The sequence below is a fragment of the Xanthomonas sp. 3058 genome, from assembly GCF_014199765.1.
Classification (GTDB): domain Bacteria; phylum Pseudomonadota; class Gammaproteobacteria; order Xanthomonadales; family Xanthomonadaceae; genus Xanthomonas; species Xanthomonas campestris_B.
Genome location: NZ_JACHOF010000004.1, coordinates 341,509 through 366,615, shown reverse-complemented (window position 1 = coordinate 366,615; position 25,107 = coordinate 341,509). Strand labels below are relative to the sequence as shown.

The following is a 25,107-nucleotide window of genomic DNA, read 5'->3' as shown; positions in this document are numbered from 1 at the left end:
GGTGAGCGGACAAGGACCATCGAGATGGTCGGTGTGCATGTTTTCAAGAAAACAACCGATCAGCTCTCTGGTGCGGTGTCCTCGCCGCTTGCGGGACCGTGTGGCGGCATGGATGCCGCCACCGAGCCTACAAGGACGTACTTGCGGCGTGTCCCGCGAGCGGTGAGGGCACCGCGCGCTCGACTAATCAGGTTTGTGACCTGTGCTTCCGGCTGCAACTTGCCCAACGGGTTGCTTGCCAAGGTTTGCCCGGTACCAGCAAGTCGGTACTTGACCTGACCCCCGGGGGACGCGCTTCTGCACAGGCGACTCGACGCCCGCTTTCACGCCGGATGGACCGGTCGTAGCGGGCGCTCTGATAAAATTGCGGGCTGATGCCGTCGCCAACCACCTTCCCCTCTCCGCCGCTGCCCAAGTCCGGCCAGCTCCGTGCCTATTGGCGCGCTCCGTCTTCGCCGACTGCACTGGCCTGGTCGATCGCACGCGCTGCCGAAGCGCACACCGGCCCGCTGCTGGTGATCGCGCGCGATAACCAAAGCGCGCATCAGATCGAAGCCGATCTGCATGCCCTGCTCGGCGAACAGTCCGCGCTACCGGTGGTGCCGTTTCCCGACTGGGAAACCCTGCCCTACGATCAATTCAGCCCGCACCCGGAAATCATCAGTCAGCGGCTTGCCGCGTTGCACCGCCTGCCCACGCTGACCAAGGGTGTGGTGATCGTGCCGGTGCAGACGCTGATGCAGCAGCTGGCGCCTTTGAGCTACATCGTCGGCGGCAGTTTCGATCTCAAGGTCGGGCAGCGGCTGGATCTGGAGGCGGAAAAACGCCGTCTGGAAAGCGCCGGTTACCGCAACGTGCCGCAGGTGATGGACCCGGGCGATTTCGCAGTGCGCGGCGGCCTGCTCGATGTGTTTCCGATGGGCGAAGCCACGCCATTGCGGATCGAATTGCTGGACGAGGATATCGACTCGATCCGCGCCTTCGATCCGGAATCGCAGCGCTCGCTGGACAAGGTGGAGGCGGTCAAGCTGCTACCGGGCCGCGAAGTGCCGATGGACGACGCCAGCATCGAACGCGTGCTGGCCTGCCTGCGCGAACGTTTCGACGTGGATACCCGGCGCAGCGCGCTGTATCAGGATCTGAAGTCCGGTCTGGCGCCGTCGGGCGTCGAGTATTACCTGCCGATGTTCTTCAGCAAGACCGCGACCTTGTTCGATTATCTGGACAAGCGCGTGTTGCCGCTGGTCGCCACCGGCGTGTCCAACGCGGCCGATACGTTCTGGGCACAGGCGCAGGACCGCTACGAGCAACGCCGCCACGATGTGGAGCGCCCGCTGCTGACGCCGGACGAGTTGTATCAATCACCGGACGCATTGCGCGAGCGGCTCAACAAGCTGGCGCGCATCGAAGTCTGGGCCAGCGACCATGCGCGCATCGACGAGGCCGCCGCACTCGGCGATCAGCCGTTGCCGCCGCTGCCGGTCGCGGCAAAGGACGCACCGGCCGGTCAGGCGCTGGCCTCGTTCCTGAGCCATTACCCGGGCCGCGTGCTGGTGGCGTCGGATTCGGCCGGTCGCCGCGAAGCCTTGATGGAAGTGCTGGCCGCCGCGCAATTGAAGCCGGAGGTCGTCGCCGACCTGCCCGCCTTCCTGGCCGCGACCACGTTGCGCTTCGGCATCACCGTGGCGCCGCTGGAAGACGGCTTTGCATTGGACAGCCCGCAGATTGCGGTGCTGACCGAGCGCCAGCTGTTTCCCGAGCGGGCCAACCAGCCGCGTCGCAGCCGCCGGGTCGGGCGCGAGCCGGAAGCGATCATCCGCGACCTGGGCGAGCTGTCCGAAGGCGCGCCGATCGTGCACGAGGACCACGGCGTGGGCCGCTACCGTGGGCTGATCGTGCTCGATGCCGGCGGCATGCCCGGCGAGTTTCTGGAAATCGAATACGCCAAGGGCGACCGGCTGTATGTGCCGGTGGCGCAGCTGCATCTGATCAGCCGTTATTCCGGCGCCTCGGCCGAGACCGCACCGCTGCATTCGCTGGGCGGCGAACAATGGACCAAGGCCAAGCGCAAGGCCGCCGAGAAGGTGCGCGACGTGGCGGCCGAGTTGCTGGAAATCCAGGCGCGCCGGCGCGCGCGCGCCGGTCTGGCCTTGCAGGTGGACCGCGCGATGTACGAACCGTTCGCGGCCGGCTTTCCATTCGAGGAAACTCCCGACCAGCTGGCCGCCATCGATGCGACGCTGCGCGATCTGGGCAGCAGCCAGCCGATGGATCGCGTGGTCTGCGGCGATGTGGGCTTCGGCAAGACCGAAGTGGCCGTGCGTGCGGCCTTCGCCGCCGCAAGTGCCGGCAAGCAGGTCGCCGTCTTGGTGCCGACCACACTGCTGGCCGAGCAGCACTACCGCAACTTCCGCGACCGCTTCGCCGATTACCCGATGAAGGTGGAAGTGCTGTCGCGCTTCAAGAGCACCAAGGAGATCAAGGCTGAGTTGGAGAAGGTCGCCAGCGGCGATATCGACGTCATCATCGGCACGCACCGACTGCTGCAGCCGGACGTGAAGTTCAAGGACCTGGGCCTGGTCGTGGTCGACGAGGAACAGCGCTTCGGCGTGCGCCAGAAGGAAGCGCTCAAGGCGATGCGCGCCAACGTGCATCTGCTCACGCTGACCGCCACGCCGATCCCGCGCACGCTCAATATGGCCATGGCCGGCTTGCGCGACCTGTCGATCATCGCCACCCCGCCGCCGAACCGGCTCGCCGTGCAGACCTTCATCACCGCCTGGGATAACACCTTGTTGCGCGAAGCGTTCCAGCGCGAGCTCAGTCGTGGGGGGCAGCTGTATTTCCTGCACAACGATGTGGAAAGCATCGTGCGCATGCAGCGCGACCTGGCCGAGCTGGTGCCGGAAGCGCGCATCGGCATCGCGCATGGGCAGATGCCCGAGCGCGAGCTGGAGCGGGTGATGCTGGATTTCCAGAAGCAACGCTTCAACGTGTTGCTGTCGACCACGATCATCGAGTCGGGCATCGACATTCCCAACGCCAACACCATCATCATCAACCGCGCCGACCGCTTCGGTCTCGCGCAGTTGCATCAGCTGCGCGGACGGGTCGGTCGTTCGCATCATCGCGCCTATGCGTACCTGCTGGTGCCGGATCGTCGCTCGATGACCGCCGATGCTTCAAAGCGCCTGGAAGCGATCGCCTCGATGGACGAGCTCGGCGCAGGCTTCACCCTGGCCACCCACGATCTGGAAATCCGCGGTGCCGGCGAGCTGTTGGGCGAAGACCAGAGCGGGCAGATGGCCGAGGTCGGTTTCAGCCTGTATACCGAACTGCTGGAACGCGCCGTGCGCAGTATCCGCCAGGGCAAGCTGCCGGATCTGGATGCCGGCGACGAGGTGCGTGGCGCCGAGGTCGAGCTGCATGTGGCCTCGCTGATTCCAGAGGATTATCTGCCCGACGTGCATACGCGCCTGACCCTGTACAAGCGCATTTCCAGTGCCCGCGATGCCGATGCGCTGCGCGAGTTGCAGGTGGAGATGATCGACCGCTTCGGCCTGCTGCCGGGCCCGGTCAAGCATCTGTTCGCCATTGCCGAGCTCAAGCTGCAGGCCAATGCCCTGGGTATCCGCAAGCTGGACCTGGGCGAAAACGGCGGCCGTCTGGTGTTCGAGGCCAAGCCGGCGATCGACCCGATGACGGTGATCCAGATGATCCAGAAACAGCCAAAGATCTACACGATGGACGGCCCGGACAAGCTGCGCATCAAGTTGCCATTGCCCGAAGGCGCCGACCGGTTCAACGCGGCGCGTGGATTGTTGGCGGCGTTGGCACCGGGCTGAAGCGCGGCCAATGGTCGCGCTTGGCTGCGTAGTCGGTTCCGACACTGAATCACGCCAAGCGCCTCACCGATGGCGCATCGGCAGCAGACACGCAGCGCGACGCGATGCGGCATTTCGATGAAAGCCCATCGCGCCACCGTCACTGGCGCGTGACAAATACCGCTTCTTTCCAGCGTGATTTCTGCAAAAAAGCCGCAAGCCGTCACGTCCTTTGCATTAAAGAAAGCGGCCGACTTGCAGTTATCTGTCTTGCAGGACTGTCCAGGACATCCTTCGCCTGAGCCTGCTTGTGACGAACCTGAGCAGTTTATGCCCGGGTGGTGATGGGCTTCTCAAATCCATCATCCTGCTGAATTTCAACTAAATATTTCTGTCACGGGCCGATACCTGCATAGACCGGCATGTCCCTGTGTGCAGACCAGCTCACAGCAAGACCCGCCGGCGATCTTCCTTCGCGTCATGGCGCGCATCCGTGCGCCATCGCATCGCTTGAGGCATCAATGAACATCCCACGTACCGATCTACCCGCACCACTGACGCTCGCCCTCGAAGGCGAGATGACGATCCGTCGCGCGGCCGAACTCAAGCCGCTGCTGCAGCCGGCATTGCTGCATCCGGGTGGCCTGCATCTGGACCTGGGCGCGGTCAGCGAGATCGATACCACCGGGCTGCAGTTGCTGCTGGCCACCCAGCAGGCGATCAGGGCAGATGGGCGGCCGTTTTCGCTCACCGATTCCAGCCGCGCGGTGATCGATGTGATCGAACTGCTCGGCCTGCTTGAGGCCTTGTATCCGCACGCGGTTGCCGGCCTCGGCGAACAGCTTCACTAAAGGATCAACGCGCGCATGGACATGAACCAGCTGATGCAGACTTTCCTGGCCGAGAGCCGGGACCTGCTCGAAGACATGGAACGCCACCTGCTCGAAGCCGAGCGTGGCGAATCCTCGCCCGATGCGGTCAACGCGATCTTTCGCGCGGCCCATACCATCAAGGGGTCGGGCGGCTTGTTCGATCTGCCGCAGCTGGTCGGCTTCACCCATGTGGTGGAAAGCGTGCTGGACCTGGTGCGCGATGGCGCGATCACCCTGAGCTCGGAGCTGATCGGGCTGTTGCTGGTGTGCTGCGACCATATCCATGCGCTGGTGGAAACCGCCGCCGACCCCGGCCATGCCGATCCGGCCGCACTGGCGGCCGAAGCCGAGCCGCTGCTGGCGCAGCTGCAGACCTATCTGCAAGCCAGCGTCTGCGGCGTCACTGCCGCCGCCGTCCAGCACATACCGGAAAAACAGAGCGGGTATTGGCGCGTCACCTTGAAGCTGTATGCCGATGCGCTGCGCTTCGGCAACTCGCCGCTCAAGCTGATTCGCAACCTGCGCGGACTGGGGTCGGTGGAATCGATCAGCACCGATGCCAGCCAGTTGCCATCCTTCGACGATCTCGATCCGGAAGCCAACTATCTCGGCTTCCAGATCCTGCTGCGCAGCGATGCCGATCGCGCCGCAATCGAAGAGGTGTTCGAATTCGTCCTGGACGATTGCGACCTGGACATCACTGCAGTGCCGGCGCCGGTCGATGCGGCACTGCACGTGGTCGCAGAACCTGCGCCTGCGGCGCCTGCCAGTCGCGCGCCCGCAGCGGCGGTCTCCGCTGCAGCCTCGGCACCGGCGCGTGCTGCGCCCGATGCAGGCGCACGCAACGCCGACGCGCGTTCGATTCGCGTGGATGCGGACAAACTCGATCGCATGATCGACCTGGTGGGCGAACTCATCATCGCCGTGTCCAGCACCAACGCGAACGCGCAGCGCACTGGCGATGCGCAACTGCTGGAATCGGCATCGATCCTGGCCGGGCTGGTGGAAGACGTGCGTGAAAGCGCCCTGCAGCTGCGCATGGTCAAGATCGGTGGCACGTTCAGCCGCTTCCAGCGCGTGGTGCACGATGTGGCGCGCGAGTTGGGCAAGGACATCGCGCTGGTCGTTGCCGGCGAAGACACCGAGCTGGACAAGTCGGTGGTGGAAAAGATCGGCGACCCGCTCACCCATCTGGTGCGTAACGCGATGGACCACGGCATCGAGCCGGCGGACGTGCGCGTGGCGCGCGGCAAGCCCGCACGCGGCACGGTGGGCCTGAACGCTTATCACGACTCCGGCAGCATCGTCATCCAGATCACCGACGATGGCGGCGGCTTGAACCGCGACCGCATCCTGGCCAAGGCGCTGGAACGCGGCCTGATCGAACCCGGCCGCCAACTGAGCGACCGCGACGTCTTTGCGATGATCTTCGAGCCCGGCTTTTCCACTGCCGAGAAAGTCACCAACCTGTCCGGGCGCGGCGTGGGCATGGACGTGGTCAAGCGCAACATCACCGCGCTGCGTGGCACCGTCGAGATAGACAGCACTGCGGGCGTCGGCACCACCATCTCGGTGCGGCTGCCGCTGACGCTGGCCATCATCAACGGCTTCCAGGTCGGTATCGGCAAGTCGGTGTTCGTGGTGCCGCTGGATGTGGTGGAAGAGTGCGTGGAATTCACGCCCGACTACGCCAGCGACTACATCGACCTGCGCGGCAACGTATTGCCGTATGTGCGGCTGCGCGAGTTGTTTGCGCTTGGCGGCAAGACCCCGGCACGCGAAAGCATCGTGGTGATCCGCCAGGGCGTGCAGCGCTTCGGGCTGGTCGTGGACACCTTGCTGGGCGAATGGCAGACCGTCATCAAGCCGTTGTCCAAAGTCTTTACGCAGGTCAGAGGCATCAGTGGCTCAAGCATTCTGGGCAGCGGCGATGTCGCGCTGATTCTCGATGTGCCCAGCCTGATCCAGCAATTGCATCCACATCAGGACGCCCTGGCGGCCTGAGCATTCGCAGTACCACTCATTTCCACCTCCGCGTCATTCGTTGTTCCCTGAGACCAGGAAGCTGCCGCCATGTCACTCCGTTTCCCCATTACCACGCAGCTGTGGTTCACCGCTGCTGTCGCTCTCGCGTTGCCGGTTGCGGCGATCGTCGCCGGTTTCGCGCTCTCGCTGTCGCATGCCGCCCTGCTCGGCGCCAGCCTGTTGGCTGCAATCGTCAGCGGGGTGTTGCTGATCGCCGCCATCCGCAGCGCTACCGGTTCGCTCGATCTTGCCACCACCACCTTGGACGCGTTCTCGCGCGGCAATTTCGACCTGGCCCTGCCGCAGGTGCGCGACGAACAGGCCGGCGACCTGTTGCGCGCGCTGCGCAAGATGCAAAGCGGCATCCGCCACGTCAACGACGAGATCAATCGCGTCTCGCGCGAACACGATGCCGGCGAGATCGATGCGCGTATCGATGTGGCACGTTTCGATGGCGACTTCCGCACCATGGGCGACGGCATCAACCGCATGGTCGCCGGCCATATCGCAGTGAAAAAGCAGGCCATGGCGTGCGTGGCCGAATTCGGCCGCGGTAATTTTTCCGCAGAGCTCGAACGCCTGCCGGGCAAGAAGGCTTTCATCAACGAGGTGGTCGATCAGATGCGCGGCAACCTCACCGGCATGGTCGCCGAGGTCAACCGCATGTCGGTCGAGCACGACGCCGGCGATATCGATGTGGTCATCGACACGCAGCGCTTCACCGGCGATTTCCGTCGCATGGCCGAAGGCATCAATGCGATGGTGGCCGGCCATATCACGGTCAAGAAGCAGGCCATCGCCTGCGTGGCCGAATTCGGTCGCGGCAACTTCACCGCGCAGCTGCCGCTGCTGCCGGGCAAGAAGCGCTTCATCAACGAGACTCTCGAACAGGTGCGCGGCAACCTCACCGGGCTGATCGGACAGATCAACCACATGTCGGCCGAACACGAAGCCGGCGATATCGATGTGGTCATCGACAGTAGCCGTTTCGATGGCGACTTCCGCAGCATGGCCAGCGGCATCAACCAGATGGTGGGTGCGCATATCGCGGTGAAGAAACTGGCGATGGGCGTGGTGGCCGAATTCGGTCGCGGCAATTTCGATGCGCCATTGGCACAGCTGCCCGGCAAGAAGGCCTTCATCAACGAAACGGTGGAGCGCGCACGCGGCAACTTGCGCAGCATTTCCGAAGTGATTCAGGTAATGGGCGCGATGGCCGACGGCGACCTCACCCACACCGTGGAAGGTCATTACGAAGGCGCGTTCGCCGACATGCAGCGCTACGTCAACACCACCATGAGCCGGCTGACCGAGATCGTCGATGAGGTCAACCGCAATGCCGAAAACCTGGCCAGCGCCTCGGAAGAGGTCAGCGCCACGGCGCAGGCATTGGCACAGGCCGCCAGCGAGCAGGCTGCCGGCGTGGAAGAAACCAGCGCCTCGCTGGAGCAGATGACCGCCTCGATCGGGCAGAACACCGAAAACGCACGCGTCACCGACAGCATGGCCGCCAAGGCCGCCAGCGAAGCAGCCGACGGCGGCGACACCGTGCGCGCCACGGTGGTGGCGATGAAGGACATTGCCAAGAAGATCGGCATCATCGACGACATCGCCTACCAGACCAATCTGCTGGCGCTCAATGCCGCCATCGAAGCCGCGCGCGCCGGCGAACACGGCAAGGGCTTCGCGGTGGTCGCCGCCGAAGTCCGCAAGCTGGCCGAGCGCAGCCAGATCGCGGCGCAGGAAATCAGCGCGGTGGCCGGTTCCAGCGTGGAGTTGGCCGAAAGCGCCGGCCGCCTGCTCGGCGAGATGGTGCCCTCGATCCGTCGCACCTCCGACCTGGTGCAGGAAATCGCCGCCGCGTCCGAAGAACAGACCGCCGGTGTCAGCCAGATCAATACCGCCGTGGGCCAGTTGAACCAGACCACGCAATCGGCAGCGGCCAACGCCGAAGAACTGGCCGCCACGTCGGAGGAAATGAGCGCGCAGGCCGAGCAGTTGCAACAGTTGATGGGCTTTTTCCGGCTCGGCAACGGCGGACGCAGCGCGACCTCGGCCGGCAGCAAGCAGGGCCCGCGCCGGCTCGCAGCCCACAGCGGCAACACGGCCAACAGCGCGCCTCCGCGGCGGACCAACGTACGCCAGATCAGCGCGGTGGCGGCAACGGCCGATGCGGTCGACGAATCGCAGTTCGCCAGCTTCTGAGGACCCGACGATGCAACCGCATAGCGCATCCAGCACGGCGGCACCGTCATCGACGGCGCCGCAGCAATATCTGACCTTCCTGTTGAACGGGGAGATGTTCGGCCTGGGCATCCTCGGCATCAAGGAGATCATCGAATACCGCGCACCCACCGACGTGCCGATGATGCCGCCGGCCTTGCGTGGCGTGATCAACCTGCGTGGCGCCGTGGTGCCGGTGGTGGACCTGCAGCAGCGCTTCGGCCGCAACCCCAGCGCGATCACCAAGCGCAGCTGCATCGTGATCGTGGAGATCGCGCGTGACGACGCGCACCAGGTGCTCGGACTGCTGGTGGATGCGGTGAGCGAGGTGCTGGACATCGCACCCGAGGACATCGTCGACACACCCAGCTTCGGTACCGGCATCGCCCGGGATTTCATCCATGCCATGGGCAAGATCGGCGAGCGTTTCGTATTGCTGCTCGATGCCGATGCAGTGCTGAGCAACGATGCGCTCGCTCAGCTTCCTGTCGCCGACCTGGCCGCCTGACATGCTCCACATGCACGCAAGGACTTCCATGCGCCCTGCCCCTCTCTCCTGCAATTGCGCGCTGGCCGGCCCGGTGCTGGTCGTCGACGACAGCGTCGTCCAACGTGAGCATGCGGTGGCGCTGTGCCGCCAGCTCGGCGCCACGGTGGTCGACGGCGCGGCCGATGGCCACGCCGCGCTGGACTGGTTGAGTGGCGCCACCGCCCCATCGCTGTTGCTGATCGATCTGGAAATGCCGGGCATGGACGGCGTGCAGCTGCTCGATGCGCTGGCACGCGGCCACTACGATGTGCCGGTGATCGTGGTCTCGCAACGCGGCGGCGCCTTGATCGATGCGGTGATGCAGCTCAGCCGCAGCGCCGGAGTCCGCGTGCTCGGCGGGATCGAAAAGCCGATGCAGCTGCAGGACCTGGTCACCGTGCTGGATTGCGAACCCGAGGTGGCGGCCAATGCACCGGCCTTTGCGCCGGTGGCGACGTCGCCGCTGATGTCCAGCGGGGGTGCAGCCGCATCGCGGCTGGATCGTGCCATGCGGCGCGGCGAGATCCGCGTGGCCTACCAACCCAAACTCGATCTCAAGGATGGCCGCCTGCGCGGTGTGGAAGCATTGGCACGCTGGCGCCGCCCGCAGGGCGACATGATCGGGCCGGACCGCTTCATTCCGCTGGCAGAACGCGAAGGCCTGATCCATGCCCTGACCCAGCAGGTGATCGACAAGGCGATCGGGCAGCTGGTGGATTGGCGCGCAGAAGGCTTGACGCTGACGCTGGCGTTGAACCTGTCGCCCAATCTGCTCAGCGAGCAGGATTTTCTCGAACAGCTGTGCGGCAAGCTTGGCGATAACGGTCTGTGCCCTGCCGACCTGGTGCTGGAACTCACCGAAAGCGCCCTCGTGGAGCCGGCGAATGCCTTGAGCATGCTGGCGCGTCTGCGCCTGCATGGCTTCGGTCTGTCGATCGACGACTACGGCACCGGCTTTTCGTCGCTGCAGCGCCTGGCCAGCATTCCATTCACCGAACTCAAACTGGATCGCAGCTTCGTGCATGCCGCCCATCGCAGCCGCAGCCAGCGCACCGTGCTCGAATCCACGCTGGAACTGGCGCATCGGCTCGAACTCACCGCCGTTGCCGAAGGCGTGGAAACCCCGAACGACTGGCGCCTGCTGCGCGAGCTCGGTTGCGACCTGGCCCAGGGCTATCTGATGGCCTCGCCGATGCCCGGACCGATGCTGTCGGAGTGGTGGCGCGAACACGCCGTGCGCATCGCGCGCCTGTGCGACAACGCACTCCCCAGTGACGCGGATATTGCCTAACACATGAGCACTGCCACCCTCATCACCGAACAAGAGTTCGGCCGCTTTCAGCGCTTCATCTTCGAAGCCGCCGGCATCACCATCTCCTCCGGCAAGAAGGCCATGCTGTGCGGCCGCCTGGGCAAGCGCCTGCGCGAGCATCAATTCAGCAGCTACACGCAGTATCTGCAGCTGCTGGAAAGCTGCCAGGACCGCACCGAGATCCAGACCGCGATCGATCTACTGACCACCAACGAAACCTATTTCTTCCGCGAGCCCAAGCATTTCGATCTGCTGCGCAAGCTGGCTGGCGAACATCGCGGCAGCCTGCCGCTACGCTGCTGGAGCGCAGCCAGCTCCAGCGGGGAAGAGGCCTACAGCATGGCGATGGTGCTGGACGATACCTTGCAAGGGCGTCCGTTCGAAGTGGTCGGCACCGATATCAGTACCCGCGTGCTGGCCAAGGCGCGTACCGGACATTATGCGTTGCAACGCATCGACGGCATTCCGCAGGCCTATCTCAAACGCTACTGCCTGCGTGGCCAGGGCGACTACGCCGGCACCTTGCTGGTGGAACGCCGCCTGCGCGATCGGGTGCACTTCGCACATGCCAACCTCAATGCCACACTGCCGTCGCTTGGCAGTTTCGATGTGATTTTCCTGCGCAATGTGATGATCTATTTCAACGGCCAGACCAAGCGCGAAGTGATTCTGCGCGTGCTCGCCAACCTCAAATCGGGCGGGCATTTCTGCATCGGACATTCGGAAAGCCTGAGCGAACTCGACATCGATCTGGTGCAGGTGGCACCCTCGATCTTCCGCAAAGCGTGAACCAAGGATCCATTGTGTCGACAGCGTTCAACCGCACAACCGCCAGCCCCACGCCCAACCCCAACACCAACACCATCAAGGCGATGGTGGTCGACGATTCGGCGGTGGTGCGCCAGGTGCTGGTCGGCGTGCTCAACGACGCACCCGGCATCGAAGTCATCGCCACCGCTGCCGACCCGTTGCTGGCAATCGAGAAGATGCGTCAGCAGTGGCCGGACGTGATCGTGCTGGACGTGGAAATGCCGCGCATGGACGGCATCACCTTCCTGCGCAAGATCATGGCCGAGCGGCCCACCCCGGTGGTGATCTGCTCCACGCTCACCGAAAAAGGCGCACGCGTGACCATGGACGCACTGGCCGCCGGCGCAGTGGCGGTGGTGACCAAGCCACGGCTCGGACTTAAGCAATTCCTCACCGACTCGGCCGACGAACTGGTCGCCACCGTGCGCAGCGCCGCGCGCGCCAACGTCAAGCGGCTGGCCGCGCGCATCACCGCAACGCCGCTGGAAGCGGAGGTCAAACACACTGCCGATGTGATTTTGCCGGCGCAAAGCGGGCGCGCCCTGGCACAGACCACCGAGCGCATCGTCGCCATCGGCACCTCTACCGGGGGCACGCAGGCGCTGGAAGAAGTGCTGACCGCGTTACCGCGCGTGTGCCCCGGCATCGTGATCGTGCAGCACATGCCGGAGAAGTTCACTGCCGCCTTCGCCGCGCGTTTGAACGGCCTGTGCCAGATCGCAGTGAAAGAAGCGGCCAACAACGATCGCGTCATGCCCGGCCGGGCCTTGATCGCACCCGGTGGCAAGCACCTGCTACTGCGCCGCAGTGGCGCGCAATACTTTGTCGAAGTGCTGGAAGGCCCACCGGTCAACCGCCATCGTCCGTCGGTGGATGTGTTGTTCCGCTCGGCCGCACGCGCGGCCGGCAGTAATGCGCTGGGCATCATCATGACCGGCATGGGCGACGACGGCGCTGCCGGCCTGCTGGAAATGCGTCAGGCCGGCGCGCGCACCGTGGCGCAGGACGAGCACACCAGCATCGTGTTCGGCATGCCCAAGGAAGCGATCAAGCGCGGCGGCGCCGACCGCATCCTGCCGCTGGGCGCAATGGCGCGCGAGATCCTGACACAGCTGCAATAACGCGACGGAGGCACGCATCTTTGGCTTGCTTCGACGCGCCAGTGCAGTCTCTTTTGTCTCGTCCATGGAAGTGCGATGCAATCCCGTCTTCCTTTCACGGAAGTCCGATGCAGCCACCTCTCCCGTCCACGGAAGTCCGATACACCGCCCTCCTCCCGTCCACGAAAGCTCGATGCACCGCCCTCCTACCGTCCACGAAAGTTCCATGCACCGCCCTTCTCCCGTCCACGGGAGAAGGTGCCCGAAGGGCGGATGAGGGCAATCGCCCCACCAGAACGCTACAACTGCGACTCCAGCGGCAACCAGCCCAGCACCGTCGCAGCACCACGCCGCCATACACTGGCGGCCGGCTCGCTGGCCCACACTTCCGGCGGTTGCGCGGCATCGTCATGCCAACGCAGTTCCCCCTGCTGCAGCGTCACGCGATAACTCACCGGAGCGCTGGTCTTGTGGGTGTACAGCCGCTCCAGCTCCGCAGTCACCGCGTGATCGTTGAACAGCAGGCCCATCTCGGTATTGAGGTTCATCGAGCGCGGATCGAGATTGAACGAGCCGATGAACCCACTGCCATCGTCCACCACAAATGCCTTGGTATGCAGGCTGGCCCCGCTGGACCCGAACAGGCTGCCATCGGGCTTGCCCATCGGCTTGAGCTCATGCAAACGCACACCATCGGCCAGTAACGGCACCCGGTAGTCGGCGTAGCCGCTATGCACCGCAACGACATCGTTGGCGGCCAGCGAGTTGGTCAGCACGCTGACGCGTACATTGCGTCGGCGTAACGCACCGATCCAGCGCATGCCCTCGTCGCCTGGCACGAAATACGGCGAGATCACCTTGAGCTCGCGCTGCGCATGCGCCATCTCGCCGATCAATACCGGCGTCATCCAGTCGGCCTGCGGCGGCGCGCCGTCGGCCTTTTCCGGCGGGTCGGACACGATGCGCGCGTGCTCAAGCCAATGCACCGGTCGGTCGCCCTGCATCAACGCCTGCACGCTTGGCGAACGGTGCAGGCGCTGCACATACGGATGCGCGCGTGCCGACGCCAGGCCGGCGTCCAGACTGCCGCGCAGCGCATCCAGCGCCTGCGGTTCTGCCGTCACCAGCGCAGCCAGCGGCAACGCATTGGGGCTGTTCCAGTACGCATCGAACACATGATCGGCCTGGCCCACCGTCGGCCCCATCAGCGCCGCATCCATATCCATGAAATTGGTGTCGCGCGCGGCATCGAAATACTCGTCGCCCACATTGCGGCCGCCCACCACCGCGATGCGGCCATCGGCGATCCAGGCCTTGTTGTGCATGCGCCGATTGATGCTGAACATGCGCAGCACCATCTCCACACCGCGCATCAATGTGCCCTCACGCGCGCGGGTGGGATTGAACAGACGGATTTCGATCATCGGGTGGCTGTCCAGCGCCGCCAGCACCGAATCGCTGCCATGGATGTTCATGTCGTCCAGCAGCAGACGCACGCGCACGCCACGGTCGGCGGCACGCAGCAGTTCGTTGTGCAACAGGTTGCCGGTGAAGTCGGCATGCCAGATGTAGTACTGCAGATCCAGGCTGCGCCCGGCCGCACGCGCGGTGAGCGCGCGCACCGCAAACGCATCGATATTGTCGGGCAGGATCACCATGCCGGTTTGGTTGGCATGCGCTCGCTGCAGCGGCGCGACGACTTGATCGATCGGCGTTGCCAATGCGGTGGCTGGCAACGCATGACTCACCGGGCCACGCTGACGATCGGCAAAGCGGCCGTAGCCGTACAGCGACAGCACGCTGCCCAGCACGAGCACCAGCGCCCCGATGCCGATCCATTTGAAGATGTTTCGCTTTGTCACTGCCGACCCCGTGTTGCAGAGCGCGGCAGTCTAGATGCTGCACACGCATGTCAATGTGCAGACGCAAGCGCACAAGCGAGCTCGACAAAATCGCAACAACAGCGGGTTTTCAGCGAGCACTGCCGCAACAGCGCTCGCTGGATGCAATCACGCTTACCAGATCGCGACGCGATCCTTGTCGCCACGCACCATCGCATCGCCGGGCTTGCACTGGAACGCCTTTGCAAACGCCGGCATGTTCGACGGCGCGCCATTGGCGCGGAAATTGGCCGGCGCATGCGGGTCGGTGTTCAAGCGCACGCGCAATTCGCCATCGGTGAAGTTGCGACGCCACACCGTGGCCCAGTTCATGTAAAAGCGCTGGTCCTGCGTATAGCCGTCGATGTCCTTGTTGCTGTCGGGCTGTTCCTTCAACGCCATTTGCAGCGCGTCGTAGGCCACGGTGAGGCCACCGAGGTCGCCGATGTTCTCGCCCAAGGTCAGCTTGCCTTTGACGTGGACGCCCGGAATCGCCTCATAGCCATCGAACTGGGCCACCAGCTGATCGGTGCGCTGGGTGAACAGCTTGCGGTCCGCATCGGTCCACCAGGTAGCGAAGTTGCCCTTGGCATCGAACTGGCTGCCCGAGTCGTCGTAGCCGTGCATCATTTCGTGCCCGATCACCGCGCCGATGCCGCCGTAGTTCAACGCCGGATCGGCCTTGGGATCGAAGAACGGCGGCTGCAGGATCGCCGCCGGGAACACGATCTCGTTGCGGGTGGCGTTGTAGTACGCATTGACCGTCTGCGGCGTCATATGCCACTCGCGCTTGTCGACCGGCTTGCCGATCTTGTCCAGCATGTAGCGATAGTTGAACGCCTGCGCGGCCTGCATGTTGGCCAGGAATCCGTCGCCACGGGTCTCCAGGCCCGACCAGTCGCGCCATTGATCCGGGTACCCGATCTTGGGGGTGAAACTGGCCCACTTCTCCAGTGCGCGCTGCTTGGTGGCGGCGCTCATCCAGTCGAGCTGCTCCAACCGTGCCTTGAGTGCGACGGAAAGATGCTGCACCAGCTGCTGCATCTGCTCCTTGGACTCGGCCGGAAACGCGGACTGCACGTAGAGCTGGCCCAAGGCCTCGCCCATCGCCTCGTTGACCGCATTCAAGGCGCGCTTCCAGCGCGGCAGCATGTCCTGCTGGCCACGCAGCGTCTTGGCATAGAAATCGAAATTGGCCTGCTCGAACGGCTTGGCCAGGTAGGGCGCCGCCTCGTCGATACTGTGGAAACGCAGATAGGCTTTCCAGGTGTCCACCGGCGTATCGGCCAGCATTGCATCGAACTCGGCGAAGTAGCCCGGCTGACTCAGCGAGAACGTGCCGGCCGGCACCTTGAGCGTAGTGAACAACGCCTGCCAGTCGAAGTGCGGGGTCACTGCATTGGCGCCGGCCACATCGACCGGGTTGTAGCGCTTGGCCGGGTCGCGCAATTGAATCCGCGACAGCGAGGCGTTGGCCAGACGCGTCTCGAAGGCCATCACCGCCTTGGCCTGGGTGGCGGCCTGCGCTGCCGGAACGCCGGACAACTCCAGCACGCGCGCGATGTAGGCCACGTACTGCTCGCGGATCTTGGCCTGCGCCGGATCGGTGTAATAGCCCTTCTCGGGCAAGCCCAGACCACCCTGCCCGGCATAGGCGATCATCTGTTCGGAATTCTTGTAGTCGGCATTGGCGCCGAACGAGAACAGGAAGCCCTGGCCCTGTGCATAGCTGTCGCGCAACCACGCGGCGATCGACGCTGCATCGGTCAACCCATCGATCGCCTTCAACTGCGGCTGCAGCGGCGTGATGCCGGCCTTGTCGATCGCCGCCTCGTCGGTGCCGGTGCGCCACAGGTCGGCGATCTTGGCATCCACCGATCCGGCCGACAGCGTGCCGCGTGCCAGTTGCTCCACCAGCGCATGCTGGATGGTCAACGAGCGCTCGGCCAGCACTTCGAAGCTGCCCCAGCTGGTGCGATCGGATGGCACCGGGTTGGCCTTGAGCCATTTGGCATTGACGAACCCGTTGAGGTCCTGGCACGCGTTGATGGACGGGTCCAGATCGCCGGCGCCGAACGCCACGATCGGCGCATCCAGCTTGGACACATCCAGCTTGGTCGGCGCAGCCTGCGTTGCTGCGGGCGCCGGCTTGGCGGTGTCGTCGGAGCTGCCACATGCCGACAGCGTGACCGCAATGGCCACCGCAAGCGACAGCGGCGCGAACTTGTTCAACATGATGACATTCTCCAAGGCACAAGACCACGTGACACGCGGTCGAATAAGCAGGTCGCCAGCACAGTGCCCCCGACCAAAAGATGACAAATCACTGCAGCGGCACCACAACACCCCAGCCTCCGCTGCCGCGTCCTGGAGCGGTAAACAACACGACCGCACCACCGTCAGGCGCGCACGGCCGCTGCGCGGAATCGGCAGGTGCCACGCGTATCCTCCGGTTCTGAGTGCGCCGCCCCCACCAGCTGACGACCGCTTGCTAGGTTTCGTCAGCCCCTCTTGGCAAAGAAGACGCCCCCCTCGATAAAGCACAGCGCGCGACCGGAGCGCACGCTGTCAGCGTTGGCGTCTGCGCGCACACACCAGCCAGCGTTGCGGCGCAACCTTGCGCAACGGCATGCAGTTACTTGCGGGCGTAGAACGGCGCCATCAGCAGATACACCGGATACGCCAACACCATCAACACCAGCGCAACCTCATGCCCGGACGCCGCATCGGCCCATGCTTCCATCCGCCGCGACGGTCCGAACATACCAAACGCCAGCAGCGCCAGGCCGATCACACAGATCAGCAGCGCCAACAACAGCGCCGAACTGGACACCTTGCCGGTGGCCAATGCGGCAAACGCACCGCTACCACCAGCCACCAGCGCCCCCAAGGTCACCAGATACGCACGGCAGTAGGTCGCGCTCATCCTCTGGTGTTTACGTTTGCCGGACATCATGTCTCGCCTGAAAAAATATGCGCGGCGTCCGTCGATCCCCGACGCACGCTGCCTGCATGTAACGCACCACGCGTTCTTCTACGCGTGGTGCAACCTTGGGCACGCGCTACACGCAACGCGCGCAGCGCTTGGATTCAACGACGTACTTACTTCGCCTTGCCCTGGTTGGCCACCGCTTCGGCAGCGCGCTTGGCCGCTTCCGGGTCGCCCAGATAGCGGTAGCTCTGCACCTGCAGGTTGTCGTCGAGCTCGAACAGCAGCGGGATGCCGGTCGGGATGTTGAGCTCCAGGATCTGCTCGTTGGAGACGGCGTTGAGGTACTTGTAGAGCGCGCGCAACGAGTTGCCGTGTGCGGTCACCAACACGGTCTGCCCGGCCTTCAATTGCGGCGCGATCGCGTCGTGCCAATACGGCAGCACGCGCACCAGCGTGGTCGCCAGCGATTCGGTGCCCGGCAGTGCGTTGCGATCGAGCGTGGCATAGCGACGGTCATGGCACGGATGCCCCGGATCGTTGACGTCCATTTCCGGCGGCGGAATGTCGTACGAACGGCGCCAGATCTTGACCTGTTCCTCGCCGTGCTTGGCCGCGGTTTCGGCCTTGTCCAGGCCCTGCAGGCCGCCGTAGTGGCGCTCGTTGAGGCGCCAGCTCTTGGACACCGGCAACCAATCCTGGTCGAGTTCCTTCAACGCGCCCTGCAACGTGTGGATGGCGCGCTTGAGCACCGAGGTGTGCGCCACATCGAACTGCAGCCCTTCGTCCTTCATCAGCTTGCCGGCCGCAGCGGCTTCCTGGCGACCTTGCTCGGTGAGTTCCACATCCACCCAGCCGGTGAAACGGTTGTCCAGATTCCATTGGCTCTGGCCATGGCGCAGCAGTACGAGTTTGCGGGTCACTACGGTTCTCCGATTGGGGGCCGATCAGGCTGCGATTGTAGCGGCAGCCGGCGCATCGCCGGCGTGCACGAGATCGCCACGTACAGCGCGCGATGCTGCGGTCATGCAACGGATCGATCCCGTATTCGCCGGTTGGGACGGCAGCGTGATTCAGGCGCGACAGTTGCAACAGCAACTGGCACAGCGCGTGGTGCTGCAGGATCAGGTGATCGTGCCGCCGCGGTTGCTCGCCGGATTCGATGTCGGCTTCGAAGATGATGGCCAGACCGCGCGTGCGGCAGCGGTGCTGCTGGATGCAGACACGTTGACGCCGCTGGAAACGCATGTCGCGCGCGTGCCCACGTCGATGCCGTATGTGCCCGGCCTGCTCAGCTTTCGCGAACTGCCGGCCTTGCTGCAGGCGCTGGCACTGCTCTCGCGCCCGCCGGATCTGGTGTTCATCGACGGCCAGGGCATCGCGCATCCGCGTAAGCTGGGCATCGCTGCGCACTTTGGCGTGGTCACCGGCCTGCCCAGCATCGGCGTGGCCAAGCAACGCCTGGCAGGCCGCTTCGTCGAGCCGGGGCCCGAGCGCGGCGACCGGAGTCCGATCCTGCTGGGCGGCATGCAGATCGGCTGGGCGCTACGCAGCAAGCCGCGCTGCAATCCGCTGATCGTCTCCCCCGGGCATCGTGTCTCGATGCAGGGCGCACTGGACTGGACGCTGCGCACCTTACGCGCCTATCGCCTGCCCGAGCCTACGCGCCTGGCCGACCGGCTGGCCTCTCGGCGCGGCGATATTCCCACGGATCCGCAACCCACCTTGCTGTAACGGCGTGTCTCGCGCATCCATCTGCGCGGCGCACGTGCGGAGCGCGTGGCCGATGGCGCACCCGCCGAAAAATTCGGCGCCGACTCTTCGCAGAACATTCCGCTCTTGCGCCACGGCGCGCCCGCTCCGCACGCCGCGTGCGAAGCTTTGGCTCCTTTCGCGCAGGCTCACGGCCATGACCATGCTCATCGCTCCCCGCGTCCATGACATCGGCGGACTGGAAGTCCGCCGTGCCGTGCCCACGCTGCAGGCGCGCAGCATCGGTCCGTTCGTGTTCGTCGACCATATGGGCCCGGCGGTGCTGGAGCCCGATCACGGCATCGACGTGCGCCCGCATCCGCATATCGGCCTGGCCACGGTGACCTTCCTGTGGTCGGGCGAGATCGGCCACCGCGACACGCTGGGCTCGGACCAGGTGATCCGCCCCGGCGACGTCAACTGGATGACCGCAGGCCGCGGCATCGCCCATTCCGAACGCACGCCCGGCCCCGAGCGCGCCCGCACGCATGCGCTGCACGGCATGCAGACCTGGATTGCGCTGCCACGCGCGGCCGAGGAAACCGCGCCCGCCTTCCATCACCACGCCGCCGCCAGCCTGCCGCAGCAACGCCGCGCTGGCGTCTGGCTGCGCGTGATCGCCGGCCGCGCGTACGGCGAAGAGTCGCCGGTGCGGGTGTTCAGCGGCACGCTCAACGTGGCACTGGATCTGGCGCCGGATGCGGAGATCGACCTGGACACCGGCCATCTCGAGCGCGCGCTCTACATCCTGGAAGGCGATGCGCAACTGGATGGCGCCGACGTGCCCGCACGCCACCTGATCGTGCCCTCGCCCGGCGCACGCGGGCGCCTGCGTGCCAAGACGCCACTGAAGGCGATGTTGCTCGGCGGCGAGCCGCTGGATGGGCCGCGCCACCTGTGGTGGAACTTCGTCTCCAGCTCCAAGGAACGTATCGAGCAGGCCAAGGACGACTGGCAGGCCGGTCGCTTCGGGACCATTCCCGGCGACGACAAGGACTTCATCCCACTGCCGCAGACCCCGGCGCCCCAGCCGGTCAATTATCCCTGACAGCAGCCAACGAGCAGGTCGGCGGCGCGCACTATGCCCAGGTCTCGCTGCGGGCGTGACCGCACGCGGCCGATTGCAGCCGAGCCCGCGCGCCACGCTTGAGCTTGCAACCAGAACTGTGGTAGTGATATCCCCATTGGTTGGGGACATGTTGCGTGCGAGGCACGGCCGGGCGGGGAGCGCACGGGCTGATGCAGCGACACGGTAGGCGACGTCGTCCCTGTGCAGTCATCCATTGCCGGGGAACATTTGAATGAAGTCCGCATCCTGCCTTGTCGGTTTGAGCTTGCTGTTGGCCGCAGCCGTTGCCCACGCACAGACCGCGCCGGTCTGCCCGCCATTACCGCCGGCTTCCGGCCTGCAATGGTCCGAGCTCGCAGGCGCCGATTACCTGGTCTGCAAGGCGATGACTGCCGACGGGCGCCAGGTGGTGGGCATCATGCTCACCACCCGCGACCCGTCCATGGTGCTGGCGCGCGATCGCCGCGCGGAGAAAGGCCAGATCCAGCAGGAAGACTTCTACTGGTACAAGCTCGACCTGGGCGGCCGCGATGTGCCGGGCATGGAATCGCGCCGCGTCACCGTGGTCGAGCTGGGAAAGAAGCGCTACGCGCAGTTGTGGATCGATGGCGCCAGCACCGAAGAGCTGGCCTCGATGCAGTCGCTGGTGCAGAACATCGATCTGCAGCCGGCCAGCCTGGCACTGCAGCGCTGATCCAAAACGCCAATACAGCGCGGAGGCCCCGCGCTGTTTGGTGCGCTGCAGCGATAGTCAGCCGGCCAGGCGCTCGCTACCGGTCCAACCGTGCCGACTGTGTTGGGCGCTCACGCTGTAGCGCGCCTGCCAGTCCCAATACCGACGCAGCGGTCACGTAGAGCGGCGAGTCCGCGTGCAGCGAGCGCGTCGGTTCAGAACCGCCCTTCCTGGAAATCGACGAAGGCCTGCATCAACTCCTGCTTGGTGTTCATCACGAACGGGCCGTGCCGCATCACCGGTTCGTTCAGCGGGCGGCCGGCGACCAGGATCAGTTGCGCACCGTTGGCACCTGCGCGCAGGTGCAAGCGCTCGCCACCGCCGAGCACGGCCAGTTCCTGCGCCGGCAGCGCGCGTGTCGCACCGCCCTCACCCACCGCCACCTCGCCTTCGAAGACATACGCAAACGCGTTGTGGCCGCTCGGCAATACATGCTCCCAGGCCGCCTCCGGCGCCAGCGCGATGTCCAGATACACCGGGTCGGTGGCCGGCTGCACGATCGGGCCGCGCACCTCGCCCACCGTTCCGGCGATCACCTTGACCGTGACGCCAGGCGCCGGCTGCGCAACCGGAATGCGGTCCGGCGCGTACTCCTGGTACTTGGGGTCGGTCATCTTGTCGCGCGCCGGCAGGTTCACCCACAGCTGGAAACCGCGCATGCGGCCGGATTCCTGCTCCGGCATTTCCGAATGGATCAGCCCGCGCCCGGCGGTCATCCACTGCACGCTGCCGGGGGTCAGCAGCCCCTCGTTGCCGTGGTTGTCCTTGTGCCGCATGCGCCCGTCGAGCATGTAGGTCACCGTCTCGAAGCCGCGATGCGGATGGCTGGGGAACCCGGCCAGATAGTCTTCGGCCTTGTCGGTGCCGAACTCGTCCAGCATCAGGAACGGGTCCAGCTCCGGCAACTGCGACGTGCCGATCACCCGGGTCAACTTGACGCCCGCGCCGTCGGAGGTGGGCATGCCGCGAATCGTGCGCAGCACGTGTGCCGCTGCGGTGGTGGTAACGCTCATCGAACTCTCCCTGTGCGGAATATGTGGGTCCCATCATGGGTGCACCGGGCGCGCGGCCCAACCGCGACAGACGCAACCGATCGTTCCAAAAGCCCTTTCTGCAACCGCATGCCCCGGCACGCAAACGGGCGCCCTCTACGACCAAAGTTTTAGTCCCGACCGAAACAGTTCCATTGACCGCAGGCAGGCAGAGGGCGACCCTTGGGTGAATCGTTCCTGAGGGGTATGCATGAAAGGGTTCTCGAAGCTGGCCTGGGGCGCGCTGGCGCTGCTGGCCGCGTTCTGCCTGGGTACCGTGGCGCTGCGGCGTGGCGAGCACATCAATGCGCTATGGATCGTGGTGGCGGCGGTCTCGATCTATCTGATCGCCTACCGGTTCTACAGCCTGTTCATCGCCGACAAGGTGATGCAACTGGACCCAACCCGCGCTACCCCGGCGGTCGCCAACAACGACGGCCTGGACTACGTGCCCACCAACAAGCACGTGCTGTTCGGCCACCACTTCGCCGCCATTGCCGGTGCCGGACCGCTGGTCGGCCCGGTACTGGCCGCACAGATGGGGTATCTGCCCGGCCTGCTGTGGCTGGTGGTCGGCGTGGTATTTGCCGGCGCGGTGCAGGACTTCGTGGTGCTGTTCCTCTCAAGCCGCCGCAACGGCCGCTCGCTGGGCGATCTGGTGCGCGAGGAGATGGGCCAGGTGCCCGGCACCATCGCGTTGTTCGGCGCCTTCCTGATCATGATCATCATCCTGGCGGTGCTGGCGATGGTGGTGGTGAAGGCATTGGCCGAGAGCCCGTGGGGCATGTTCACGGTGATCGCCACGATGCCGATCGCGCTGATGATGGGCGTGTACATGCGCTACATCCGGGTCGGCAAGATCGGCGAGATTTCGGTGGTCGGCCTGATCCTGTTGCTGGCCGCGATCTGGCTGGGCGGCAAGGTCGCCGCCGATCCGAGCTGGGGCCCGGCGTTCACCTTCACCGCCAAGCAGATCACCTGGATGCTGATCGGCTACGGCTTCGTCGCCTCGGTGCTGCCGGTGTGGCTGCTGCTGGCGCCGCGCGATTACCTGTCCACCTTCCTCAAGATCGGCACCATCCTGGCGCTGGCGATCGGCATCCTTGTGGTGATGCCGGACCTGAAGATGCCGGCACTGACCCAGTTCGCGTCCACCGGCGACGGCCCGGTCTGGAAGGGCGGCATCTTCCCGTTCCTGTTCATCACCATCGCCTGCGGCGCGGTCTCCGGCTTCCATGCGCTGATCGCCTCCGGCACCACGCCCAAGTTGCTCGCCAATGAAGGCCACATGCGCTACATCGGTTACGGCGGCATGTTGATGGAATCGTTCGTGGCGATCATGGCGCTGGTGGCGGCCTCGATCATCGAGCCGGGCATCTACTTCGCAATGAACAGCCCCGCCTCGCTGGTCGGGACCGACACCGTGGCGGTGGCGGCCAAGATCAGCGAATGGGGCTTTGCGATCACGCCAGAGGTGCTGGAAGCCACGGCCAGGGACATCGGCGAGCACAGCATCCTGGCCCGCGCCGGCGGTGCGCCCACGCTGGCGGTGGGCATCGCGCAGATCCTGCATCAGCTATTGCCGGGCGAGGACACGATGGCGTTCTGGTACCACTTCGCCATCCTGTTCGAAGCATTGTTCATCCTCACGGCGGTGGATGCCGGCACGCGTGCTGGTCGCTTCATGCTGCAGGACCTGCTGGGCAACTTCATCCCGGCGCTGAAAAAGACCGAGTCGTGGACCGCCAACATCATCGCCACCGCCGGGTGCGTGGCGCTGTGGGGCTACCTGCTCTACACCGGCGTGATCGATCCGTTCGGCGGCATCCAGACCTTGTGGCCGTTGTTCGGCATCTCCAACCAGATGCTGGCGGGCATCGCACTGATGCTGGGCACGGTGGTGCTGTTCAAGATGAAGCGCGACCGCTATGCGTGGGTCACCATCGTGCCGGCGCTGTGGCTGTTGCTGTGCACGACCTACGCCGGACTGATCAAGATCTTCGACAGCAATCCGGCGCAGGGCTTCCTGGCGCAGGCGCATAAGTACCAGGACGCGATCGCCAGCAACACCATCACTGCGCCGGCCAAGACGGTGGCGCAGATGCAGCAGATCGTCACCAATGCCTACGTCAACACCGGGCTGACGGTGCTGTTCCTGTTCGTGGTGGGCTCGATCCTGATCTACGCGGTCAAGACCATCGTGATTGCACGCCGCAACCCGCAGCGTAGCGACCGCGAAACCCCGTACGTGGCCTTGCAGCCACACCAGATGGCGGACCTGTAATGGGCACCCAACTCGTACTTGCCAGCCAATATCAGGTGCATCGCCGCATCTGGCGGCGGCTGATCCAGACCGCGCGGCTGTGCTGCGGCATTCCCGACTACGACAACTATGTGCGCCACATGCTGGAAAAACATCCCGACAAACCGGTGATGGAGTACCCCGCGTTCTTCCGCGAACGCCAGGATGCGCGATATGGCGGCAAGAGCGGGTTTCGCTGCTGTTGATCGGTGATCGGTGATCGACAGATGCAAACGCAACAGGGCGCGATGCGAATCGCGCCCTGTTGCGTTGATGTGGACGCGAGATCGCGGTTTTCTTTACGCGATTGGACATTGCGGTAGATTGGTTGCAGAGCGGTTGATCTGCGGATTTACTGCAGGGCCCTTACCGGCTCACCATCGCGCAACACGCTGCAAGCTGACGGGCTGATCGTTGGCTTGGCTGCAGGGCCCTTGCCCGCCCACCGTCGCGGGACACGCCGCAAGTCTGTGTAGGCTCTTACGCGGCATCCATGCCGCGTAAGGTCCCGCGACGGTGGGCGGGCAAGGACCAGTCGAGATGGTCGGTGTGCAGGGTGCAAGCAATGCATGAGGCGCTTCTAATTCGCTAATTCTCCTGTTGTTGCGACCCGTACCAGTAAGCCAATGCAACTAGCGAGATGGCCCGTTTTTCACCTAGCTACCGACCAACTCTCTGGTGCGGTGCCCTCACCGATTGCGGGACCGTGTGGCGGC

18 protein-coding genes and 1 other RNA gene are annotated in these 25,107 nt (G+C 64.9%); 14 read left to right on the top strand and 5 right to left on the bottom strand.

All coding sequences use genetic code 11. The annotated features are described in order from the left end of the window. Positions 1-374 precede the first annotated feature (374 nt). From mfd to GGR61_RS08700, 8 genes are all read left to right on the top strand, one after another. Positions 375-3,845, top strand: a complete 3,471-nt coding sequence (mfd, locus tag GGR61_RS08735) for a transcription-repair coupling factor (RefSeq protein WP_184406653.1) — start codon at positions 375-377, stop codon at positions 3,843-3,845. A gap of 500 nt (positions 3,846-4,345) precedes the next feature. Beyond that, positions 4,346-4,675: an STAS domain-containing protein gene (locus GGR61_RS08730; protein ID WP_184621150.1), complete on the top strand. Its 330-nt coding sequence runs from the start codon at positions 4,346-4,348 to the stop codon at positions 4,673-4,675. A gap of 15 nt (positions 4,676-4,690) precedes the next feature. Then, complete coding sequence (locus tag GGR61_RS08725; RefSeq protein ID WP_184406651.1) at positions 4,691-6,700, top strand: chemotaxis protein CheA; 2,010 nt, start codon at positions 4,691-4,693, stop codon at positions 6,698-6,700. 69 nt (positions 6,701-6,769) lie between these two features. Further along, positions 6,770-8,926, top strand: coding sequence for a methyl-accepting chemotaxis protein (locus tag GGR61_RS08720; RefSeq protein WP_184621149.1), 2,157 nt, complete (start codon positions 6,770-6,772; stop codon positions 8,924-8,926). Between the two features lie 10 nt (positions 8,927-8,936). Next, entirely contained in the window at positions 8,937-9,452 is a 516-nt protein-coding gene (locus GGR61_RS08715; protein WP_184621148.1) for a chemotaxis protein CheW, read from the top strand. A 28-nt stretch (positions 9,453-9,480) separates the two neighbouring features. Continuing rightward, positions 9,481-10,764 carry an EAL domain-containing response regulator gene (locus GGR61_RS08710; RefSeq protein WP_184406648.1) on the top strand — a complete coding sequence of 428 codons (1,284 nt, stop codon included), beginning with the start codon at positions 9,481-9,483 and terminating at the stop codon, positions 10,762-10,764. 3 nt (positions 10,765-10,767) lie between these two features. After that, entirely contained in the window at positions 10,768-11,574 is an 807-nt protein-coding gene (locus tag GGR61_RS08705) for a protein-glutamate O-methyltransferase CheR (protein ID WP_184406647.1), read from the top strand. After that, on the top strand, positions 11,571-12,716 hold the full coding sequence (locus GGR61_RS08700; RefSeq protein WP_184621147.1) for a chemotaxis response regulator protein-glutamate methylesterase: 1,146 nt from the start codon (positions 11,571-11,573) through the stop codon (positions 12,714-12,716). The genes GGR61_RS08705 and GGR61_RS08700 overlap by 4 nt, the downstream gene beginning before the upstream one ends. A 278-nt stretch (positions 12,717-12,994) precedes the next feature. Here GGR61_RS08700 and GGR61_RS08695 read toward each other — a convergent pair whose 3' ends face one another. Then, positions 12,995-14,557, bottom strand: coding sequence for a phospholipase D family protein (locus tag GGR61_RS08695; RefSeq protein WP_184621146.1), 1,563 nt, complete (start codon positions 14,555-14,557; stop codon positions 12,995-12,997). Between the two features lie 153 nt (positions 14,558-14,710). Next, positions 14,711-16,813: a M13-type metalloendopeptidase gene (locus GGR61_RS08690; RefSeq protein WP_184621167.1), complete on the bottom strand. Its 2,103-nt coding sequence runs from the start codon at positions 16,811-16,813 to the stop codon at positions 14,711-14,713. A 193-nt stretch (positions 16,814-17,006) separates the two neighbouring features. Here GGR61_RS08690 and GGR61_RS08685 point away from each other — a divergent pair. Then, positions 17,007-17,082: non-coding RNA, sX9 sRNA (locus GGR61_RS08685), on the top strand. A gap of 128 nt (positions 17,083-17,210) precedes the next feature. Here the strand turns inward: GGR61_RS08685 and GGR61_RS08680 are convergent. Then, on the bottom strand, positions 17,211-17,528 hold the full coding sequence (locus GGR61_RS08680) for a hypothetical protein (protein ID WP_184621145.1): 318 nt from the start codon (positions 17,526-17,528) through the stop codon (positions 17,211-17,213). A 149-nt stretch (positions 17,529-17,677) separates the two neighbouring features. Then, positions 17,678-18,427 (bottom strand): 2,3-diphosphoglycerate-dependent phosphoglycerate mutase, encoded by a 750-nt coding sequence (gene gpmA, locus GGR61_RS08675; protein ID WP_184621144.1) that lies wholly within the window; start codon positions 18,425-18,427, stop codon positions 17,678-17,680. A 103-nt stretch (positions 18,428-18,530) separates the two neighbouring features. On the opposite strand from gpmA, the gene nfi reads away from it, so the two are divergent. From nfi to GGR61_RS08660, 3 genes are all read left to right on the top strand, one after another. Then, complete coding sequence (nfi, locus tag GGR61_RS08670; protein ID WP_184621143.1) at positions 18,531-19,238, top strand: deoxyribonuclease V; 708 nt, start codon at positions 18,531-18,533, stop codon at positions 19,236-19,238. A 175-nt stretch (positions 19,239-19,413) separates the two neighbouring features. Beyond that, positions 19,414-20,304 carry a pirin family protein gene (locus GGR61_RS08665; protein ID WP_184621142.1) on the top strand — a complete coding sequence of 297 codons (891 nt, stop codon included), beginning with the start codon at positions 19,414-19,416 and terminating at the stop codon, positions 20,302-20,304. A 253-nt stretch (positions 20,305-20,557) separates the two neighbouring features. Further along, positions 20,558-21,019 carry a hypothetical protein gene (locus GGR61_RS08660; protein ID WP_184406640.1) on the top strand — a complete coding sequence of 154 codons (462 nt, stop codon included), beginning with the start codon at positions 20,558-20,560 and terminating at the stop codon, positions 21,017-21,019. Between the two features lie 194 nt (positions 21,020-21,213). On the opposite strand, the gene GGR61_RS08655 is transcribed toward GGR61_RS08660, so the two are convergent. After that, complete coding sequence (locus GGR61_RS08655; RefSeq protein WP_184621141.1) at positions 21,214-22,071, bottom strand: pirin family protein; 858 nt, start codon at positions 22,069-22,071, stop codon at positions 21,214-21,216. Between the two features lie 229 nt (positions 22,072-22,300). Here GGR61_RS08655 and GGR61_RS08650 point away from each other — a divergent pair, with 229 nt between their 5' ends. Together GGR61_RS08650 and GGR61_RS08645 are read left to right on the top strand one after the other, a co-directional pair. Further along, complete coding sequence (locus GGR61_RS08650; RefSeq protein ID WP_184621140.1) at positions 22,301-24,373, top strand: carbon starvation CstA family protein; 2,073 nt, start codon at positions 22,301-22,303, stop codon at positions 24,371-24,373. Beyond that, positions 24,373-24,597, top strand: coding sequence for a CstA-like transporter-associated (seleno)protein (locus GGR61_RS08645; protein WP_184621139.1), 225 nt, complete (start codon positions 24,373-24,375; stop codon positions 24,595-24,597). Before GGR61_RS08650 ends, GGR61_RS08645 begins: the two co-directional genes overlap by 1 nt. The last annotated feature ends 510 nt before the right edge of the window (positions 24,598-25,107 follow it).

Bases quoted from the DNA above. Each gene is read 5' to 3' on its own strand.
- GGR61_RS08725 (WP_184406651.1), top strand. From the start codon at position 4,691: ATGGACATGAACCAGCTGATGCAGACTTTCCTGGCCGAGAGCCGGGAC.
- GGR61_RS08665 (WP_184621142.1), top strand. From the start codon at position 19,414: ATGACCATGCTCATCGCTCCCCGCGTCCATGACATCGGCGGACTGGAA.
- mfd (WP_184406653.1), top strand. From the start codon at position 375: ATGCCGTCGCCAACCACCTTCCCCTCTCCGCCGCTGCCCAAGTCCGGC.
- GGR61_RS08655 (WP_184621141.1), bottom strand. From the start codon at position 22,071: ATGAGCGTTACCACCACCGCAGCGGCACACGTGCTGCGCACGATTCGC.
- GGR61_RS08680 (WP_184621145.1), bottom strand. From the start codon at position 17,528: ATGTCCGGCAAACGTAAACACCAGAGGATGAGCGCGACCTACTGCCGT.
- GGR61_RS08645 (WP_184621139.1), top strand. From the start codon at position 24,373: ATGGGCACCCAACTCGTACTTGCCAGCCAATATCAGGTGCATCGCCGC.
- GGR61_RS08730 (WP_184621150.1), top strand. From the start codon at position 4,346: ATGAACATCCCACGTACCGATCTACCCGCACCACTGACGCTCGCCCTC.
- GGR61_RS08705 (WP_184406647.1), top strand. From the start codon at position 10,768: ATGAGCACTGCCACCCTCATCACCGAACAAGAGTTCGGCCGCTTTCAG.
- GGR61_RS08650 (WP_184621140.1), top strand. From the start codon at position 22,301: ATGAAAGGGTTCTCGAAGCTGGCCTGGGGCGCGCTGGCGCTGCTGGCC.
- GGR61_RS08660 (WP_184406640.1), top strand. From the start codon at position 20,558: ATGAAGTCCGCATCCTGCCTTGTCGGTTTGAGCTTGCTGTTGGCCGCA.
- GGR61_RS08710 (WP_184406648.1), top strand. From the start codon at position 9,481: ATGCGCCCTGCCCCTCTCTCCTGCAATTGCGCGCTGGCCGGCCCGGTG.
- nfi (WP_184621143.1), top strand. From the start codon at position 18,531: ATGCAACGGATCGATCCCGTATTCGCCGGTTGGGACGGCAGCGTGATT.
- GGR61_RS08720 (WP_184621149.1), top strand. From the start codon at position 6,770: ATGTCACTCCGTTTCCCCATTACCACGCAGCTGTGGTTCACCGCTGCT.
- GGR61_RS08715 (WP_184621148.1), top strand. From the start codon at position 8,937: ATGCAACCGCATAGCGCATCCAGCACGGCGGCACCGTCATCGACGGCG.